The organism is Streptomyces sp. NPDC050508, assembly GCF_040655155.1.
Lineage (GTDB): Bacteria > Actinomycetota > Actinomycetes > Streptomycetales > Streptomycetaceae > Streptomyces.
Genome location: NZ_JBFAJJ010000025.1, coordinates 33,146 through 51,156, shown reverse-complemented (window position 1 = coordinate 51,156; position 18,011 = coordinate 33,146). Strand labels below are relative to the sequence as shown.

The following is an 18,011-nucleotide window of genomic DNA, read 5'->3' as shown; positions in this document are numbered from 1 at the left end:
CGATAGATCGCGACTAGGGGTGTGGACAACGTTGGCGTGGCGAAGGCCGTGGCGAACTGAGCCTTACCTCACAAGCTCGGTGTCAGTGGCAGGTTCTACGCTGGTGGACGCCTGCCAATGGAGGCCGGCTGCGCTGTCTGTCGAGTGAGGAATGGGCGACATGCCTGAGTTCGCGTACACCGATCTGCTCCCCATGGGAGAGGACACCACCCCGTACCGGCTGGTGACCTCCGAGGGTGTCTCCACCTTCGAGGCCGACGGGCGGACGTTCCTCAAGGTCGAGCCCGAAGCGCTGCGCCAGCTCGCGGCCGAGGCCATCCACGACATCCAGCACTATCTGCGGCCGGCCCACCTCGCGCAGCTGCGCCGGATCATCGACGACCCCGAGGCGTCGAACAACGACAAGTTCGTGGCGCTGGACCTGCTGAAGAACGCGAACATCGCGGCGGCCGGCGTGCTGCCCATGTGCCAGGACACCGGTACGGCGATCGTGATGGGCAAGCGCGGGCAGAACGTCCTCACGGAGGGCGGCGACGAGTCGGCCCTGTCGCGCGGCATCTACGACGCCTACCTGAACCTCAATCTGCGGTACTCGCAGATGGCCCCGCTGACCATGTGGGACGAGAAGAACACCGGGTCGAACCTGCCCGCCCAGATCGAGCTGTACGCGACCGACGGCGGCGCCTACAAGTTCCTGTTCATGGCGAAGGGCGGCGGCTCGGCCAACAAGTCGTTCCTCTACCAGGAGACGAAGGCGGTCCTCAACGAGGGCTCCATGATGAAGTTCCTGGAGGAGAAGATCCGTTCGCTGGGGACGGCCGCCTGCCCGCCGTACCACCTGGCGATCGTGGTCGGCGGTACGAGCGCCGAGTACGCGTTGAAGACCGCGAAGTACGCCTCCGCGCACTACCTGGACGAGATTCCGGCCGAGGGTTCGGAGTTGGGGCACGGCTTCCGGGACAAGGACCTGGAGCAGAAGGTCTTCGAGCTGACGCAGAAGATCGGGATCGGGGCGCAGTTCGGCGGCAAGTACTTCTGCCACGACGTGCGGGTGGTGCGGCTGCCCCGACACGGTGCGTCCTGCCCCGTCGCCATCGCCGTGTCCTGCTCGGCCGACCGGCAGGCCGTCGCGAAGATCACCGCCGAGGGTGTATTCCTGGAGCAGTTGGAGACGGACCCGGCGCGGTTCCTGCCGGAGACCACCGACGAGCATCTCGACTCCGCCGAGGAGGGCGTGGTGCGGATCGATCTCAACCAGCCCATGGACGACATCCTCGCCGAGCTGACCAAGTACCCCGTAAAGACCCGGCTTTCGCTCTCCGGGCCGCTCGTCGTCGCACGTGACATCGCGCACGCCAAGATCAAGGAGCGGCTCGACGCGGGCGAGGAGATGCCGCAGTACCTGAAGGACCACCCGGTGTACTACGCCGGTCCGGCCAAGACGCCTGAGGGGTACGCGTCCGGGTCCTTCGGGCCTACGACCGCCGGGCGCATGGACTCCTACGTCGAGCAGTTCCAGGCTGCGGGTGGGTCCAAGGTAATGCTCGCCAAGGGGAACCGGAGCAAACAGGTCACCGATGCGTGTGACGCGCACGGCGGGTTCTATCTCGGGTCGATCGGTGGGCCTGCGGCGCGGCTCGCGCAGGACTGCATCAAGAAGGTCGAGGTCGTCGAGTACGAGGAGCTCGGGATGGAGGCGGTCTGGAAGATCGAGGTCGAGGACTTCCCGGCGTTCGTCGTCGTCGACGACAAGGGCAACGACTTCTTCCAGAACCCGGCGCCTGAGCCCACGTTCACGCATATTCCGGTGCGGGGGCCTGGGTTGGCGTAATGCCGGTGGGGGCCGCGGGGATGGATTCGCCCCCGCCGCCCCTACCCGTCCCATCCTCCAGGGGCTCCGCCCCTTCGACCCCGCCAGGGGGCTCCGCCCCCTGGACCCCCGGTCGGCCTGAACGGCCTCGTCCTCAAACGCCGGACGGGCTGGGTGGTGCCGGCCCGGCTGAGTGGTGGTGTCCCGGGATGCCCACATGTCCCGGACCCTGTCCCATTTCATCCCCGGGACGCACGGGACGGCATCCCCGCCCGCTTTGCCGGAAAAGCTCCGAACCGACTGGATCACAGCCCGTGGTCCTCGGTCCACTCGGAGGAAACCCCCCATGATCCGACGCACTCTGCGCAACGGTCTCGTCGCCGCGATCGCAGCCGTCGCCGTCTTCCCCGTGACAGCCGTCGCCGCCCCGGCCGCCCACCCGACGAACCCCACCCGGCACCACGTCACCGCCCACGCCTGGGGCCGGGTCACGACCCACCACTACCGGCACCTGAACGTCCGCTCCGGCCCCGGCACCGGCTACCGCGTCGTCGGCACGCGGCCGGTCGGGCAGCGCCTCCCCATCGTCTGCAAGACCCGCGGCACGAACGTCTTCGGCAACCACCGCTGGTACAAGCTCCCGCACCACGAGGGCTACGTCTCCGCCCACTACGTCCACAACCGCAGCACCGTCCGCTGGTGCTGACCCCCGCCTGAGCCACGGCACCACCCGACGGGACCGCCCAGTGCGTCCCGTCGGGTGGTGCCAGGTCAACAGCCCTTCATATTCCGGTGATCGGGGTGTGGCGCGCGGCCGACCCCGGGAACTGATCACGGCGGACACCCCGGTACGGCTAGGGAGCAGGATGGAAAGCCACGTGACGGTCGAGCAGCAGCAGCCTCTGTCCGGCCCTTACGACGTCGCGGGGCCGCTCCTGACGGAACGGCTCCGCCTCCTCAAGCAGCGGACCGGGCTGAGCCTGGCCGCGCTGGCCTCCGTCACCCCGTTCAGCAAGTCGACCTGGCACCGCTATCTCCACGGCGACCAACTCCCGCCCCGCGCCGCGGTCGAGGCGCTCGCCAAGCTCGCGCACACCGACCCCGGCGCACTGCTCGCCCTGCTCTCCCTGTGGGACGCGGCGGCCCAAGAGCAGTCCAGGCCGCCCGCCGCTCCCCCGCCGCAGCCCCCGGTCCCGTCCGTACGACCCCGTCGGCTGCGCGCCCCCGCCCGCGCCCTGGTCGCCCTCGCCGCGATGGCCACCACCGTCGCGGTCACCGCCGGTGCCGCCGACGTCCTCGATCACGATGCCGGGGCGGAGCGGCGCACGGTCGCCTCCTGCCTGGCCGGCGGATGTCAGGGGGAGCTGCCGTCCTCCGAGACCTGCGCCCGGGACGCCCGTACGGAGCGTGTCGTCACGCGGGCCGCCCAGGTCGTACGGCTGCGCTACTCCCCGTCCTGCGCCACCGTCTGGTCCGAGGTGCGCACCCGGGTCGGCGGTGCGCGGGAGATCTCGATCAGGTCGGGGCAGGACGAGCTGTCCGCCGAGTATCCCGGTCACCGGTCGGACGGCTACAGCAGTCCGATGCTGGCCTCCGCCGACCCGCGCGGGGCTCAGGCCTGTGCCGAGGTGGGCGGGCAGCCGGTGTGCACCGGGGCGGGGCGCTGAGCGCTCGGCCAAGACACTCCGTTTCCGTCCGCTGCGGTGGGAACACGCGACGTGTCCGCGATGCTGTCCCCCACAGGAGGTGATCGGCGATGGCCGACGGTCAGACAGTGGGCCCGTTCCGCATCGAGCACGATTCGATGGGGGAGGTCCGTGTCCCGGTGGACGCGAAGTGGCGGGCGCAGACCCAGCGGGCGGTGGAGAACTTCCCGATCTCGGGGCAGCGCATCGAACGCGCCCACATCGAGGCGCTGGCCCGGATCAAGGGTGCCGCCGCGAAGGTGAACGCCGAACTGGGCGTCCTGGACAAGGACATCGCGGAGGCGATCCAGGAAGCGGCCCGTGAGGTCGCCGGCGGGAAGTGGGACGAGCACTTTCCCATCGACGTGTTCCAGACAGGGTCCGGCACCTCGTCCAACATGAACACCAACGAGGTGATCGCCACCCTCGCGACCGAGCGGCTCGGGCGGGACGTGCATCCCAACGACCACGTCAACGCCTCGCAGTCGTCCAACGACGTCTTTCCGTCCTCCATTCACATCGCGGCCACCGGTGCCGTCATCCACGACCTGATTCCCGCGCTGGAGCATCTCGCGGGCGCGCTGTCGCGCAAGTCCGTCGAGTTCGCCGATGTCGTGAAGTCCGGGCGGACCCACCTGATGGATGCCACGCCGGTGACCTTGGGGCAGGAGTTCGGCGGGTACGCGGCCCAGGTGCGCTACGGCGTCGAGCGGCTCGAAGCCTCGCTGCCGCGGCTCGCCGAGCTGCCTCTCGGCGGTACCGCCGTCGGGACCGGGATCAACACCCCGCCCGGGTTCTCCGCCGCCGTGATCGCGGAGGTCGCGCTGGTCACCGGGCTGCCGTTGACCGAGGCGCGGGACCACTTCGAGGCGCAGGGTGCGCGGGACGGGATCGTCGAGACCAGCGGGCAGTTGCGGACCGTCGCCGTAGGGCTGACGAAGATCGCGAACGATCTGCGGTGGATGGCGTCCGGGCCGCGGACCGGGCTCTCGGAGATCTCGCTGCCCGATCTGCAGCCGGGGTCCTCGATCATGCCCGGCAAGGTCAATCCGGTCATTCCAGAGGCCGTGCTCATGGTCGCCGCGCAGGTCGTCGGCAATGACGCGACCGTCGCCACCGCCGGGGCCGCGGGCAACTTCGAGCTCAATGTGATGCTGCCGGTGATCGCCAAGAATGTGCTTGAGTCCATTCGGCTGCTCGCCAACGTGTCGCGGCTGCTTGCCGATCGGACCGTCGACGGGATCGTCGCGCACCGGGAGCGCGCGCGTGAGTACGCCGAGTCCTCGCCGTCCGTCGTCACTCCGCTCAACAAGTACATCGGGTACGAGGAGGCCGCCAAAGTGGCCAAGAAAGCACTGGCGGAACGGAAGACGATCCGCCAAGTCGTGCTGGAGAACGGCTATGTGGAGCGCGGCGACCTGACCGTCGCGCAGCTCGACGAGGCTCTCGATGTCCTGCGGATGACGCGTCCGTAACCAATCGTCGCCCTGGCGTGAACCGTGACGCGCGCCGCAGCGTCGTATGCCCGGGGCACCTAATATCTCTTCATGACAGACGGTGGAGCGGTACGAGCGGTGGAAGCGGGTACGTCTACGGCCTTCTGGGCGCCCGGGGATCAGATCCTGTGGCGCTATCGGGAGAACGCGGGCAACCGTTTCCACATCGCCCGTCCCGTGACCGTCGTGCGGGACGACGAGGAGGTGCTCGCCGTCTGGATGGCGCCGGGCACCGAGTGTGTGAAGCCGGTACTCGCGGACGGTACGTCCGTGCACGTGGAGCCGCTGGAGACCCGGTACACGAAGCCGCGTACGGTCCAGCGCGACCACTGGTTCGGGACGGGTGTGCTGAAGCTGGCGCGGCCCGGTGAGCCCTGGTCGGTGTGGCTTTTCTGGGAGCCCGGATGGCAGTTCAAGAACTGGTACGTGAACCTTGAGGAACCGCAGCTCCGTTGGGATGGCGGAGTCGACTCGGTGGATCACTTCCTGGACATCTCCGTTCACCCGGACGGCAGTTGGCGCTGGCTCGACGAGGACGAGTTCGCGCAGGCCCAGCGGGACGGGCTGATGGATCCCCAACTCGCCGAGCGGGTACGGGAAGCGGGCTGGTCCGCGGTCGAGACGATCCGTGCGTGGGGGGCGCCGTTCGCGGACGGATGGCAGCACTGGCGCCCGGATCCGTCCTGGGCTGTACCTTCACTTCCGGAGGACTGGGACCGCACCCCCGCGCACATGTCCACATGAGACCCTTGATGCGCCCCCGGTCCACAACCGTAGGATCGTCCTCCGCAAGGGCACAGCAACAACTCCCGGGGCATGTACCGGGACTGACCAGACGTCACCGAGGGGCGGCAGGACGTGAGCGAGGGGTATCAGGGCACCATCTGTTCGGGCCGCCGGTCCACCGGTGACACAGGAACAGCCTCTGACCACGCGGGAATTCCGTTCCTGGGGCACGTATTCCGGGTATCGGCATTTCAGCGGGACGATCCGCACGTACCGCGTGCGGTCCCGGACGGACGGATTCGACACGCGTGACGGAGCACCCCACCTCCTTCGAGCGCCCCGGCGGCGCCGACCCCGCAGACCCCCGCGGGGCGCTCCTGCACACCTCGACGCCGTCCAGGCCGTCCGGTGGCGCCGGTTTACCGGCACAGGCACGCACCGGCGAGCCGCCTTCGGCGCCGGGCACGAGCACGTCCCGCGCCAAGGGGAAGGACCCGGCAGGTACTCCTGTGAAGCCCGAGCCCGATATCGCCGCAGCCGGCTCCGAGCACTCCCAGCCCTCGGCCGCCGAACCCGACACCCATCGCCCCCGCCCCTCGCCCGACGGCATCCCGGCCCAGCCGGGCGGCAGTGAGGTCGCCGACGCCGCCGCCAAGGAGCGCCGTACGGGCCAGGGGCTGCCGCCCGGCGGTCCCATGCCGATGCGGCGGGACGGGGACCGGCTGCGCTTCGTGGGCGCCGCGACCCGGCGGATCGCCCGCGGTATCGACCTCGACGAGATCGTCATGGGGCTGTGCCGGGCGACCGTGCCGACGTTCTCGGACGCGATCCTGGTCTATCTGCGCGACCCGCTGCCGGTCGGCGACGAGCGGCCCACCGGGCCCGTCGTGCTGCGGCTGCGCCGTACCGACCGGATCCCGGAGGAGCGGGACACGGAGAACGGCTTCATGCCCGCGATACAGCCGGAGCAGCCCTCCGAACTGTCCGCGGTCACCGCGGAGTTGTGCGAGGTACGGCCCGGCGGCGCGCTGAACGAGGTACTTCGGGGCGTACGTCCCGTGTTCGCGGACTCGCCCGCCGCCCGCGCCGCACTGCCGGAACTCCTCGGCGAGGGCGGCGAGTTGATCGTCCCCGCCGGTCAGCGCGCGATCCTCGCGCCGCTGCGCGGCCGGCGCCGGGTGATCGGCGCCGCGCTCTTCCTGCGCCGCCCCGAGCGCATGGCGTTCGAGGCCGACGACCTCCTGGTCGCCGCCCAACTCGCCACGCACAGCGCGCTGGGCATCGACAAGGCGGTGCTCTACGGCCGTGAGGCGTACATCGCCGACGAGCTGCAGCGCACCATGCTCCCGGAGACCCTGCCGCGGCCCACGGGCGTGCGGCTGGCGTCCCGGTACCTGCCGGCCGCCGAGACGGCCCGTGTCGGCGGCGACTGGTACGACGCGATCCCGCTGCCCGGCAGCCGGGTCGCCCTGGTCGTCGGCGATGTCATGGGCCACTCCATGACCTCGGCCGCGATCATGGGCCAACTCCGCACCACCGCACAGACGTTGGCCGGTCTCGACCTGCCCCCGCAGGAGGTCCTGCACCACCTCGACGAACAGGCCCAGCGCCTGGGCACCGATCGTATGGCGACCTGCCTCTACGCGGTCTACGACCCGGTCTCGCATCGCATCACCATCGCCAACGCCGGCCATCCGCCGCCGGTGCTGCTCCACCTGGGCGGCCGGGCCGAGGTCCTACGGGTGCCGCCCGGCGCCCCGATCGGTGTCGGCGGGGTCGACTTCGAGGCCGTAGAACTGGACGCCCCTGCGGGAGCGACTCTGCTCCTCTACACGGACGGGCTCGTCGAGTCGCGGCTTCGGGACGTGTGGACCGGGATAGAGCAGCTGCGCGAGAAGCTCGCCGCCGTCGCGCAGCTCACCGGACCCGATCACCCGCCGCCCCTCGAAGCCCTGTGCGACGAGGTGCTCGACATGCTCGGTCCGGGCGACCGGGACGACGACATCGCGCTGCTCGCCGCCCGCTTCGACGGGATCGCGCCGAGCGACGTGGCGTACTGGTTCCTCGACCCGGAGGACTCGGCCCCCGGCCAGGCCCGCCGACTGGCCCGGCGCGCGCTCGCCCGCTGGGGCATGGAGGACATGAGCGACTCGGTGGAGCTGCTGGTCAGCGAGGTCGTGACGAACGCCGTGCGGTACGCCTCGCGGCCGGTCACGCTACGGCTGCTGCGGACCGACGTGCTGCGCTGCGAGGTCGGCGACGACGTGCCCCAGCTGCCCCGGCTGCGGCAGGCACGGGCCACCGACGAGGGCGGACGTGGGCTGTACCTGGTCAACAGACTGGCCCGTCGGTGGGGAGCCACCCGGCTGAGCACCGGGAAGGTGGTCTGGTTCGAACTGAACCGGAATTAGACCCCGTCCAAAAGTTGCCGACGTACCGGCGTCGGAGTTGACTGCTGGGGTACGCGAAGCGGAAGCGACCTACTCTCTCCCGACAGGAGGACGCTCGTGACGCAGGCACCCCAGCACACTCCGTACACCACGAACAACGTCGGCATTCCGGTGGAGAGCGACGAACACTCGCTCACCGTCGGACCCGACGGCCCGATCCTGCTCCAGGACCACTACCTCATCGAGAAGATGGCCCAGTTCAACCGGGAACGGGTCCCCGAGCGGGTGGTGCACGCCAAGGGCAGCGGCGCGTACGGCTTCTTCGAAGTCACCAACGACGTCAGCCAGTTCACCCGGGCCGATCTCTTCCAGCCGGGCAAACGCACCGAGATGCTGGCCCGGTTCTCCACCGTGGCCGGTGAGCAGGGCTCGCCCGACACCTGGCGCGACCCCCGCGGCTTCGCCCTCAAGTTCTATACCGAGCACGGCAATTACGACATGGTGGGCAACAACACCCCGGTCTTCTTCGTCCGGGACACCATCAAGTTCCAGGACTTCATCCGCTCGCAGAAGCGCCACCCGGCGACCGGGCTGCGCAGCAACGACATGCAGTGGGACTTCTGGACCCTCTCCCCCGAGTCGGCGCACCAGGTGACCTGGCTGATGGGCGACCGGGGCATCCCGAAGACGTACCGCCACATGAACGGCTACAGCTCCCACACCTACATGTGGATCAACGGCGCCGGTGAGCGGTTCTGGGTGAAGTACCACTTCAAGACCGACCAGGGCGTCGAGTACCTCACGCAGGCCGAGGCCGACGAGCTGGCCGGGCAGGACGGCGACAAGCACCGCCGCGACCTGCACGAGTCGATCGAGGCCGGGAACGCGCCGAGCTGGAGCCTGAAGGTCCAGATCATGCCGTTCGAGGACGCGGCGGACTACCGCTTCAACCCCTTCGACCTGACGAAGGTCTGGCCGCACGGGGACTACCCGCTGATCGACGTCGGCCGCATGACCCTGAACCGCAACCCCGAGGACTACTTCGTCCACATCGAGCAGGCCGCCTTCGAGCCCTCGAACCTCGTGCCCGGCATCGGCCCCTCGCCGGACAAGATGCTGCTGGGCCGGCTGTTCTCGTACCCGGACACCCACCGGTACCGGATCGGCCCCAACTACGCCCAGCTGCCGCCGAATCGGCCGCACTCCCCGGTCAACTCGTACGCCAAGGACGGCCCGATGCGGTACGAGGCGTCCCACACGGCACGGCCGTACGCCCCGAACTCCTACGGTGGCCCGGCCGCCGACCACGGGCAGTTCGGCGACCCGGCGAGCTGGCAGACAGCCGGTGAACTCGTGCGCGAGGCAACCAAGTTGCACCGCGAGGACGACGACTTCGGCCAGGCCGGCACGATGGTCCGCGAGGTCCTCGACGACGCGGCCCGCGACCGGCTGGTGTCGAACATCAGCGGCCACCTGAAGGCCGACGTGTCCCGCTCGGTCCTCGACCGTGCCCTGCTCTACTGGCGACACGTGGACAAGGAGCTCGGCGACCGGATCGCCGCGAACTTCGAGTAGCGGCAGGCGAAAGGGCGCCCGGCGACGTGCCGGGCGCCCCTTTCGTTCGCGTGACCCGCCTACTGCCCGAACTGGTCGAGCGGCTGGTCCGTGTTGGCGTCGGTCGGTGTCGTCGGCGGATTGGTCGTCGGCGTCTGGGTGGGCGTCGGGGTCGGCGTCGGAGTCGGGGTCGGCGTGGGTGACTCCGTCGTCGGGGTCGGGGACGGCGACTTGGTCGTCGGCGTCTCGGACGGCGTCGCCGACAGGGTCGGGGTCGCCGTCGGCGTGTAGTCCGGCTCGACGGCCGCGCCCTGGTCGGTGTTCAGGTCGAACTTGCCGTTCGCCTTGGTCACTCCGAACATGTACGTCGCCCAGATCTGCGCCGGGTAGCCACCACCGTTGATACGGCCGCCGCCCGCGCTGATCAGACCGGTCGCGCCGGTCAGCGGGACGTGTGCGCCGCTGCCCTTCTTCTCACCGAACAGGCCCACCGAAGTGACCAGGTCGGGCGTGTAGCCCGTGAACCAGGCCGACAGGTTGCTGTCGGACGTACCCGTCTTGCCCGCCACCTGCTGGCCGTCGCGCTTGCTGTTCTCGGCCACGGACACCTTCGCCGTACCGTCGTCGACCACGCCGGTCAGCACCGAGGACACGGTGTCGGCGGCCTCGCGCGGGATGACCTGGGCGCCGATCGGGTTCGGCATGGTAACCGTGCGCGTGTTGTGCGCGACCGACTTGATGAGGGCCGGGGTGACCTTCCTGCCGTGGTTGTCGAAGGTGGCGTAGACACCGGCCATCTCCATCGGGCTCGCGCCCATGGTGCCCAGGGTCTGCGCCGGTACGGCCTTCAGGTCGCCGGTGTCCATGCCCAGCTCGCCCGCGGTCTTCATGACCTTGTCCATGCCGACGTCGACACCGAGCTGCGCGAAGACGGAGTTGATCGACTTGTTCATCGCCGTCTGGACGGTGACCTTGCCGTAGTCCTGGTCGTCCTCGTTCTGCGGTGCGAAGGCGATGTCGCTGCCCACGACCGGGCGCTTGCTGGTGCCGTCGTAGAGCGTGTCCGTCGTGATCGTCTTGCCGGACTGCGTCTTGGCCTCGTCGGCCAGCGCCGCGGCCAGGATCACCGGCTTGAACGTCGAGGCGGGCTGGTAGTCGGTGCGGGTGGCGTTGTTCGTGAAGTGCTCCGTGTAGCCCGCGCCGCCGTACATCGCCACGACCGCGCCCGTCTTGGGGTTCACGGACACCGCGCCGGGCTGGACGTTCCCGTCGACCTTGCGCTTCTTGGCGTTGAGCTTGCTGGTGAGCTGGGACTTGACCGACTTCTCCAGCTGGGCCTGCTTCTTCTTGTCGATGTTGAGCGTGATCGTCCAGCCGCCCGCGTTCACCAGCGCCTCGGCCTCCTTGGTGTTGGAGGCCTGCCCCGAGGCGATCAACTGCTTCTCCAGGGCGTCATTGGCGGCGGTCACCATGTAACCGGTCTGACCCTCCATGCCGGCCTCGGCCTTCGGCGCCTTCGGGACCGGGAACGTCATGGCCTCGCGCTTGGTGGAGGTCAGCCAGCCCTGCCCGACCATGTTGTCCAGCACGTAGTTCCAGCGCGCCTGCACCAGCTTCCGGCCGGTGTCGGTCGCGGCCTGCCAGTCGTACTGGCTCGGCGCCTGGAGGAGCGCGGCGAGATAGGCGCCCTGCGGGACGGTGAGGTCCTTGGCGTCGACCTGGTAGTAGGCCTGCGCGGCGGCCTGGATGCCGTAGGCGCCGCGGCCGTAGTAACTGGTGTTGATGTACCCGGCGAGGATGTAGTCCTTGGACTTCTCGCGGTCCAGCTTCAGCGAGATGACCATTTCCTTCAGCTTGCGCGTGACGGTCTGGTCCTGCGTCAGGTAGAAGTTCTTGACGTACTGCTGGGTGATCGTCGAACCGCCCTGCGCGCCCTTGCCGGACAGCGTGTTGAGCAGGCCGCGGGCGGTGCCCTTGAGGTCGACGCCGGCGTCGGTGTAGAAGGTCTTGTTCTCGGCGGCGACGAACGTCTGCTGGACGCCCTTGGGGACCTGCGAGAGATCGACGTTCTCGCGGTTCACGTCGCCCTTGCGGGTCAGGACCTTGCCGTCGCTGTACTTGTAGACGTTGCTCTGCAGCTTCGCGTCCGCGTTGCCCGCGGGGATGCTGATCATCATGTAGAGCACGATGAACGCGCCGATGCCGAGCAGGCAGAAGCCGAGGAACGTGCCGAGGATCTTCTTCCAGGTGAAGAGCCTGCGTATGAAGCTCTTGCCGTCCTTGGCGCCCTTGGTGCCCGTGCCGTCCTTCGCGCCCGTGCCGTCCGCCCCTGACGAGCGGCGGGTCTTGGGCGCCGCGCGGTGCCCACCGCGTTGGCGCGCTCGTCTCTCTTCCGCTCGTCCCATGAGTCCGTTCCGCTCCGCTTCGCTCTCTTGTGCTCTGGTGTCACACAGGTTCGCCCGTCAAGTCAGCTCAGAAAGCTAACACCAGGAGTTGTGACAAAGGGCCTTCGATCCGGTCCATTACGGACGTGACAATCAGCACCCGTCCTTATGGAACCGACGTCCGAAAGGGGTTGAGGGTTGCCGTGAGAGGGTAAAGTGATATCACTTTGATTCAACCAAGCTATGGGGGACCACCATGACCACCGACGCACCCGCGGACGTACCCGACATGCCCGCCCCGCACGTGCGGGAGTTCACCGCGCACAGCATCGGCGGCGGGCTCGCGCTCGTCCTCGGTCTGGCCGGACTGTTCGTCTCCGCCGGGCTGCTGGTCGGAGCCGGTGCGGTCGGCTCGGGCGGCGCCAAGGCCGCACTGGTCATCGGCGGCATCCTCGTCCTCCTCGCTGCGTTCATCGCGATGCGCGGGCTGAACACGGTGGCGCCGGGCGAGGCGCGGGTCGTGCAGCTCTTCGGGCGGTACCGGGGGACGATCCGGCGGGACGGGCTGCGCTGGGTGAACCCCTTCACCTCGCGCACGAAGATCTCGACCCGCGTCCGCAACCACGAGACCGCGGTCCTCAAGGTCAACGATGCCTACGGCAACCCGATCGAGCTCGCCGCGGTCGTGGTGTGGAAGGTCCGCGACACCGCGCAGGCCACCTTCGAGGTCGACGACTACACCGAGTTCGTCGCCACCCAGACCGAGACGGCCGTACGGCACATCGCCATCGAATACCCCTACGACGCCCACGACGAGGGCGGGCTCTCGCTGCGCGGCAACGCCGAGGAGATCACCGAGAAACTCGCCGTCGAACTGAGCGCACGCGTCGAGGCGGCCGGCGTCCAGATCATCGAGTCCCGCTTCACGCATCTCGCGTACGCGCCCGAGATCGCCTCGGCGATGCTCCAGCGGCAGCAGGCCGGGGCGGTCGTCGCGGCCCGGCGGCAGATCGTGGACGGAGCGGTGGGCATGGTCGAGGCGGCGCTGGCCCGGATCACCGAGCAGGACATCGTGGAGCTGGACAACGAGCGGAAGGCGGCGATGGTGTCCAACCTGCTGGTGGTGCTCTGCGGGGACCGGGCGCCACAGCCCGTACTGAACACGGGGACCCTGTACCAGTGACGGTTCCCTCCGGGGGTTCAACCCCCCAACAGCGCAAGCAGGTTCTGCTCCGGCTGGACCCCTCGGTGTACGACGCGGTCGCGCGGTGGGCCGGGGACGAACTGCGGTCCGCGAACGCGCAGATCGAGTTCCTGTTGCGGCGGGCGCTGGCGGAGGCGGGTCGGCTTCCCGGCGAGGCCAGGCCGCTGCCTCGTCGTGGCCGGCCACCAGCGCCACCTCAATGACAGAACCGTGACAATCGGCCCCCACCTGCACCTCCACACCCCCCGCCATGATCTACACACTGTGCGTATACACACCGGGTATACCCCGTGTGTAGAGTGCTCCGCATGTCCATCGGTCACACCCTTCTGGGGCTCCTTGAGTCCGGCCCGCGTCACGGTTACGACCTGAAGCGGGCCTTCGACGAGAAGTTCGGTCACGACCGGCCGCTGCACTACGGCCAGGTCTACTCGACGATGTCCCGACTGCTGAAGAACGGCCTCGTCGAGGTCGACGGGATAGAGGCGGGCGGCGGTCCCGAGCGCAAGCGGTACGCGATCACCGACGCCGGGATCACCGACGTACAGAAGTGGCTCGCGACGCCGGAGAAGCCCGAGCCGTATCTGCAGTCGACCCTCTACACCAAGGTCGTCCTCGCGCTGCTCACCCATCGGAACGCGGCGGAGATCCTCGACGTGCAGCGCTCCGAGCACCTGCGCAGCATGCGGATCCTGACCGACCGCAAGCGCAAGGGCGATCTCGCGGACCAGCTGATCTGCGATCACGCCCTCTTCCATCTGGAGGCCGACCTGCGGTGGCTGGAGCTCACCGCCGCGCGCCTCGACAAACTCGCCGAGGCGGTGGCCAAGTGACAACACATCCTGCTGGTTCCCTGCTCGCAGCCCATGAGCTGCGCAAGGCCTACGGGCCGACCACCGCACTGGACGGCGCCGAGTTCTCCATCCATCCCGGTGAGGTCGTCGCCGTGATGGGGCCCTCCGGTTCCGGGAAGTCGACGCTGCTGCACTGCCTCGCGGGGATCGTGCCGCCCGACTCGGGCTCGATCACGTACAACGGCCAGGAGATGGCGACGATGACCGACGCCCAGCGCAGTGCGCTACGGCGCTCCGAGTTCGGGTTCGTGTTCCAGTTCGGGCAGTTGGTGCCGGAGCTGACCTGCGTCGAGAACGTCGCCCTGCCGCTGCGGCTGAACGGCACGCACCGCAAGGAGGCCGAGCGGACCGCGCTCGGCTGGATGCAGCGGCTGGAGGTCGACGACCTCGCCAAGAAGCGGCCCGGCGAGGTCTCCGGCGGCCAGGGACAGCGCGTCGCCGTGGCCCGTTCGCTGGTCACCAGCCCGCGGGTGCTGTTCGCCGACGAGCCGACCGGCGCGCTCGACTCGCTCAACGGCGAGCGGGTGATGGAGCTGCTGACCGAGGCGGCCCGGTCCACGAACGCGGCCGTCGTGCTGGTCACGCACGAGGCGCGGGTGGCCGCCTACTCGGACCGCGAGATCGTCGTACGGGACGGCAGGTCCCGGGACATGGAGCGCATCGTATGAACGTGCGTCAGTGGGCCGCCGATCTGGCCATGGGGGTCCGGTTCGCCTTCGGCGGCGGACGTGAGGGCTGGGTGCGGGCGCTGCTGACGGCGGTCGGCGTCGGGCTCGGGGTGGCGCTGCTGCTGCTCACCACGGCACTGCCGAACGCGTTGTCGCAGCGCGACCAGCGCAGCAGTGCCCGGCAGGACTTCACCTACAGCGGGAAGCTGCTGCCGAAGGCGGACAACACGCTCGTCATCGCCAACACGGACACCACGTACCACGGCAAGGACGTACGCGGCCGTCTCGTGGAGCCCGAGGGCGCCAAGGCACCGCTGCCGCCGGGCGTCGCCAAGTTCCCCGCGAAGGGCGAGATGGTCGTCTCCCCCGCGCTGCACAAGCTCCTCACCTCCGGCTCGGGCGGGCTGCTGCGCGAGCGCCTGCCCTACCGCGTCACCGGCACCATCGCGGACACCGGCCTCGTCGGGCCCGCCGAACTCGCCTACTACGCGGGCGGGACGGGGCTGGCAAAGCACCGGTCCGGCGGCATCGTCGAGCGCATCAACTACTTCGGGCCCTCCCCGAACACCCAGCCCGACAAGCTGGACCCGGTGCTGCTCCTGCTGATCCTGATCGTCTTCGTCGTCCTGCTGCTGCCCGTCGGCGTGTTCATCGCGGCGGCCGTGCGCTTCGGCGGCGAACGCCGGGACCAGCGGCTCGCGGCACTGCGCCTGGTCGGCGCGGACGGACGGATGACGCGCCGGATCGCGGGCGGCGAGGCGCTCGCGGGGGCGCTCCTCGGGCTCGTCTTCGGCACCGGATTCTTCCTGTTCGGGCGGCAGTTGGCGACCCGGCTGAACGTGCGCGACATCAGCGTGTTCTCCAGCGACCTCAACCCGTCGCCCACGCTGGCCCTGCTCGTCGCCCTCGCCGTACCGACCGCGGCCGTCCTGGTCACGCTGCTCGCACTGCGCGGGGTCGTCATCGAACCGCTCGGCGTGGTCCGCAAGGCGAAGCCGCCGCGGCGCCGGCTGTGGTGGCGGCTCCTGATGCCGCTGGCCGGCCTCGCGATGCTCTACCCGATGATCGGCAAGGGCAACAACGGCGGGAACTTCAACCAGTATCTGGTGATCGGCGGCACCGTCCTGCTGCTCGTCGGCATCACCGCACTGCTTCCGTGGGTCGTCGAGGCCGTGGTCGCCCGGCTGAACTCCGGTTCGGTGTCCTGGCAACTCGCCGTGCGCAGGCTGCAGTTGAGCAGCGGTACGGCCGCGCGCATGGTCAACGGCATCGCGGTCGCGGTGGCCGGGGCGATCGCGCTCCAGATGCTGTTCGCCGGCGTCGAGAGCGGCTACACCAAACGGACCGACAACGACGTGAACCGGGCCCAGATGGAGGTCTCCGTCAACAGCAGCACCTCGCTGGACGAGGCCGGCCGGAACCTGACTCGGACCAAGGGGGTGCGCCGTACGTCGGCCATCTCACTGACCACGATCGGCGACCGGGCGAAGAACCCGAACGACGAGACCGAAGTGGCCGTCGGCAGCTGCGCCGAACTGCGTGAGGTGGCCCGCCTGACGACCTGCCGCGACGGGGACATCTTCCGGATCACCGGCGGCGACTTCAGCGCCACGTCGTCGAAGCTGGCCAAGGCGGGCAACACGGTGTACTTCGACCCGACGTACGACTCGGCACCGTCCACTCCGGGAGTGTGGAAGGTCCCGGCCGGGCTGAAGACGGCGGCACACCGCGAGGACCCGACCGGCTACGCGCGCGACGGGCTGCTGATCACCTCGGGGGCGCTGCCCGCGAACGCGGTGAAGGGCCTGAGCCAGCAGGTGTTCGTCTCGACCGACCCGTCGGTGCCGTACGCGAGCGACTACGTACGGAACACCGCCGCGCGGATGGACCCGCTGGCGAACGTGTTCACCCTGGCGGCCAACGAGCAGTCGCTGCAGTTCCGTTCGATCCGCACCGGGCTGTTCGTCGGCGCCACCTGTGTCCTCCTCCTCATCGGGGCGAGCCTGCTGGTGTCGCAGCTGGAGCAGTTGCGTGAGCGCAAGAAGCTGCTGTCGGCGCTGGTCGCCTTCGGCACCCGGCGACGCACGCTGAGCCTGTCGGTGCTGTGGCAGACGGCGATCCCGATCGGCCTCGGCCTGGCCCTGGCCACGGTGGTGGGGCTGACGCTGGGCACGGTGCTGCTGAAGATGACCGCCACGACGGTCACCATCGACTGGGCGAGCGTCCTGTCGATGACCGGCATCGGCGCCGGGGTCGTCCTGGCGGTGACCCTGCTGAGCCTGCCGCCGCTGCTGCGGATGATGCGGCCGGACGGGCTGCGCACGGAGTAGTCCACCCGCAGCCGTCCGCCCGCTCCCCGTCAGAGTCCGTACTCCTTCACCACGCGCCGGACCTGGGCGAACAGCATGCCCACGTTCACCGACTTGCGGCAGACGACCACGGCGACGACGTCCTGTTGCTCCGTCATCCGCACGAACAGGTGGGTGAGGTTCTCGCTGTTGACGAGGATCTCCTGGAAGAAGTGGTGGTCACTGGTGATCCCGCGACGCTCCTTGAAGACGTCCTCGATCATCACGACCGTCCGGCCCTGGAACAGGTCGAGGGTCGCACCCGCCAGCAGGTCCAGGACCTCTGGCGGGTGGTTGTCGATGGTCTCGTACGAGAGCAGCATGCCGGTGGACATGTCGACCACACCCGAGGCCACACAGTCGGGGGCATCGGTACGGAGGGTTTTGACCAGGCCCATCACCTGGTCGGAGAATCCTGGGGTCATACGTTTCGTCGCCATCCCTTCACACTCCTTCTGATGCCTTTTCGGTGAGGATCGACTCGATGCGATCGAGCGTCGGCCGGGCTGCCAGATGCAGCCGGTCCACGTCCATCCCCTCGTCGCCGAGCACCACCATCAGGGCGGTGTCGCCCACGGCGTAGGTCGCGGCGCAGCCGTGGCTGCCGTACGTCACCGTCTGGCGCAGCGTGCCGCGGTCGGTGGCCTCGGCGGTGCGCCGGGCGAGGCCGAGGCCGGCCGCGGCAAGGGCGGCGAGGACCTCCGGGTCGATCGAGTCGGCGGTGTCGGCCGCGATGAGCAGTCCGTCGGCCGCCGTGAGCGCGGTGTCGGTGATACCGGTCACCTTTTCCCGCAGTTCGCGCATTTCCAGTGCCAGGGCTTTGTGATCCACGTACTCAACTCCCCTACGCCTGATTGAATTTGTTCGCCTTTTTTCATGCGTCCATCGTGTT

The 18,011-nt window shown here is 69.2% G+C and carries 15 protein-coding genes; 12 read left to right on the top strand and 3 right to left on the bottom strand.

What is annotated here, in order from left to right:
- The first annotated feature begins 160 nt into the window (after positions 1-160).
- The 7 genes from AB0I69_RS43410 to AB0I69_RS43380 all read left to right on the top strand — a co-directional run bounded on the left by AB0I69_RS43410 (position 161) and on the right by AB0I69_RS43380 (position 9,682).
- Positions 161-1,831 carry a fumarate hydratase gene (locus AB0I69_RS43410; protein ID WP_363101341.1) on the top strand — a complete coding sequence of 557 codons (1,671 nt, stop codon included), beginning with the start codon at positions 161-163 and terminating at the stop codon, positions 1,829-1,831.
- Positions 1,832-2,156: 325 nt separating this feature from the next.
- On the top strand, positions 2,157-2,516 hold the full coding sequence (locus AB0I69_RS43405) for an SH3 domain-containing protein (RefSeq protein WP_363101340.1): 360 nt from the start codon (positions 2,157-2,159) through the stop codon (positions 2,514-2,516).
- Between the two features lie 160 nt (positions 2,517-2,676).
- Positions 2,677-3,477: a DUF2690 domain-containing protein gene (locus AB0I69_RS43400; protein WP_363101339.1), complete on the top strand. Its 801-nt coding sequence runs from the start codon at positions 2,677-2,679 to the stop codon at positions 3,475-3,477.
- Between the two features lie 89 nt (positions 3,478-3,566).
- A complete protein-coding gene (locus AB0I69_RS43395; RefSeq protein WP_363101338.1) occupies positions 3,567-4,970 on the top strand; it encodes a class II fumarate hydratase in 1,404 nt (467 codons plus the stop codon).
- A gap of 72 nt (positions 4,971-5,042) precedes the next feature.
- Positions 5,043-5,735: a DUF402 domain-containing protein gene (locus AB0I69_RS43390; protein ID WP_363101337.1), complete on the top strand. Its 693-nt coding sequence runs from the start codon at positions 5,043-5,045 to the stop codon at positions 5,733-5,735.
- A gap of 290 nt (positions 5,736-6,025) precedes the next feature.
- Entirely contained in the window at positions 6,026-8,128 is a 2,103-nt protein-coding gene (locus AB0I69_RS43385; RefSeq protein ID WP_363101336.1) for a SpoIIE family protein phosphatase, read from the top strand.
- 96 nt (positions 8,129-8,224) lie between these two features.
- Positions 8,225-9,682 carry a catalase gene (locus AB0I69_RS43380; protein ID WP_363101335.1) on the top strand — a complete coding sequence of 486 codons (1,458 nt, stop codon included), beginning with the start codon at positions 8,225-8,227 and terminating at the stop codon, positions 9,680-9,682.
- A 59-nt stretch (positions 9,683-9,741) separates the two neighbouring features.
- On the opposite strand, the gene AB0I69_RS43375 is transcribed toward AB0I69_RS43380, so the two are convergent.
- The gene (locus tag AB0I69_RS43375; RefSeq protein WP_363101334.1) at positions 9,742-12,066 is read right to left on the bottom strand and encodes a transglycosylase domain-containing protein; all 2,325 of its coding nucleotides are present in this window, start codon (positions 12,064-12,066) and stop codon (positions 9,742-9,744) included.
- A 235-nt stretch (positions 12,067-12,301) separates the two neighbouring features.
- On the opposite strand from AB0I69_RS43375, the gene AB0I69_RS43370 reads away from it, so the two are divergent.
- The 5 genes from AB0I69_RS43370 (at position 12,302) to AB0I69_RS43350 (ending at position 17,101) form a co-directional block, all read left to right on the top strand.
- On the top strand, positions 12,302-13,228 hold the full coding sequence (locus AB0I69_RS43370) for an SPFH domain-containing protein (RefSeq protein ID WP_363101333.1): 927 nt from the start codon (positions 12,302-12,304) through the stop codon (positions 13,226-13,228).
- Complete coding sequence (locus tag AB0I69_RS43365) at positions 13,225-13,452, top strand: hypothetical protein (RefSeq protein WP_363101332.1); 228 nt, start codon at positions 13,225-13,227, stop codon at positions 13,450-13,452. The genes AB0I69_RS43370 and AB0I69_RS43365 overlap by 4 nt, the downstream gene beginning before the upstream one ends.
- A 105-nt stretch (positions 13,453-13,557) precedes the next feature.
- Positions 13,558-14,082, top strand: coding sequence for a PadR family transcriptional regulator (locus AB0I69_RS43360; protein ID WP_363101331.1), 525 nt, complete (start codon positions 13,558-13,560; stop codon positions 14,080-14,082).
- Positions 14,079-14,771, top strand: a complete 693-nt coding sequence (locus AB0I69_RS43355; protein ID WP_363101330.1) for an ABC transporter ATP-binding protein — start codon at positions 14,079-14,081, stop codon at positions 14,769-14,771. The genes AB0I69_RS43360 and AB0I69_RS43355 overlap by 4 nt, the downstream gene beginning before the upstream one ends.
- Positions 14,768-17,101, top strand: a complete 2,334-nt coding sequence (locus AB0I69_RS43350; RefSeq protein ID WP_363101329.1) for an FtsX-like permease family protein — start codon at positions 14,768-14,770, stop codon at positions 17,099-17,101. The genes AB0I69_RS43355 and AB0I69_RS43350 overlap by 4 nt, the downstream gene beginning before the upstream one ends.
- A gap of 29 nt (positions 17,102-17,130) precedes the next feature.
- Here AB0I69_RS43350 and AB0I69_RS43345 read toward each other — a convergent pair whose 3' ends face one another.
- Positions 17,131-17,559, bottom strand: coding sequence for a hypothetical protein (locus AB0I69_RS43345; protein ID WP_363101328.1), 429 nt, complete (start codon positions 17,557-17,559; stop codon positions 17,131-17,133).
- A 4-nt stretch (positions 17,560-17,563) separates the two neighbouring features.
- A complete protein-coding gene (locus tag AB0I69_RS43340; protein ID WP_363101397.1) occupies positions 17,564-17,923 on the bottom strand; it encodes a roadblock/LC7 domain-containing protein in 360 nt (119 codons plus the stop codon).
- Positions 17,924-18,011 lie beyond the last annotated feature (88 nt).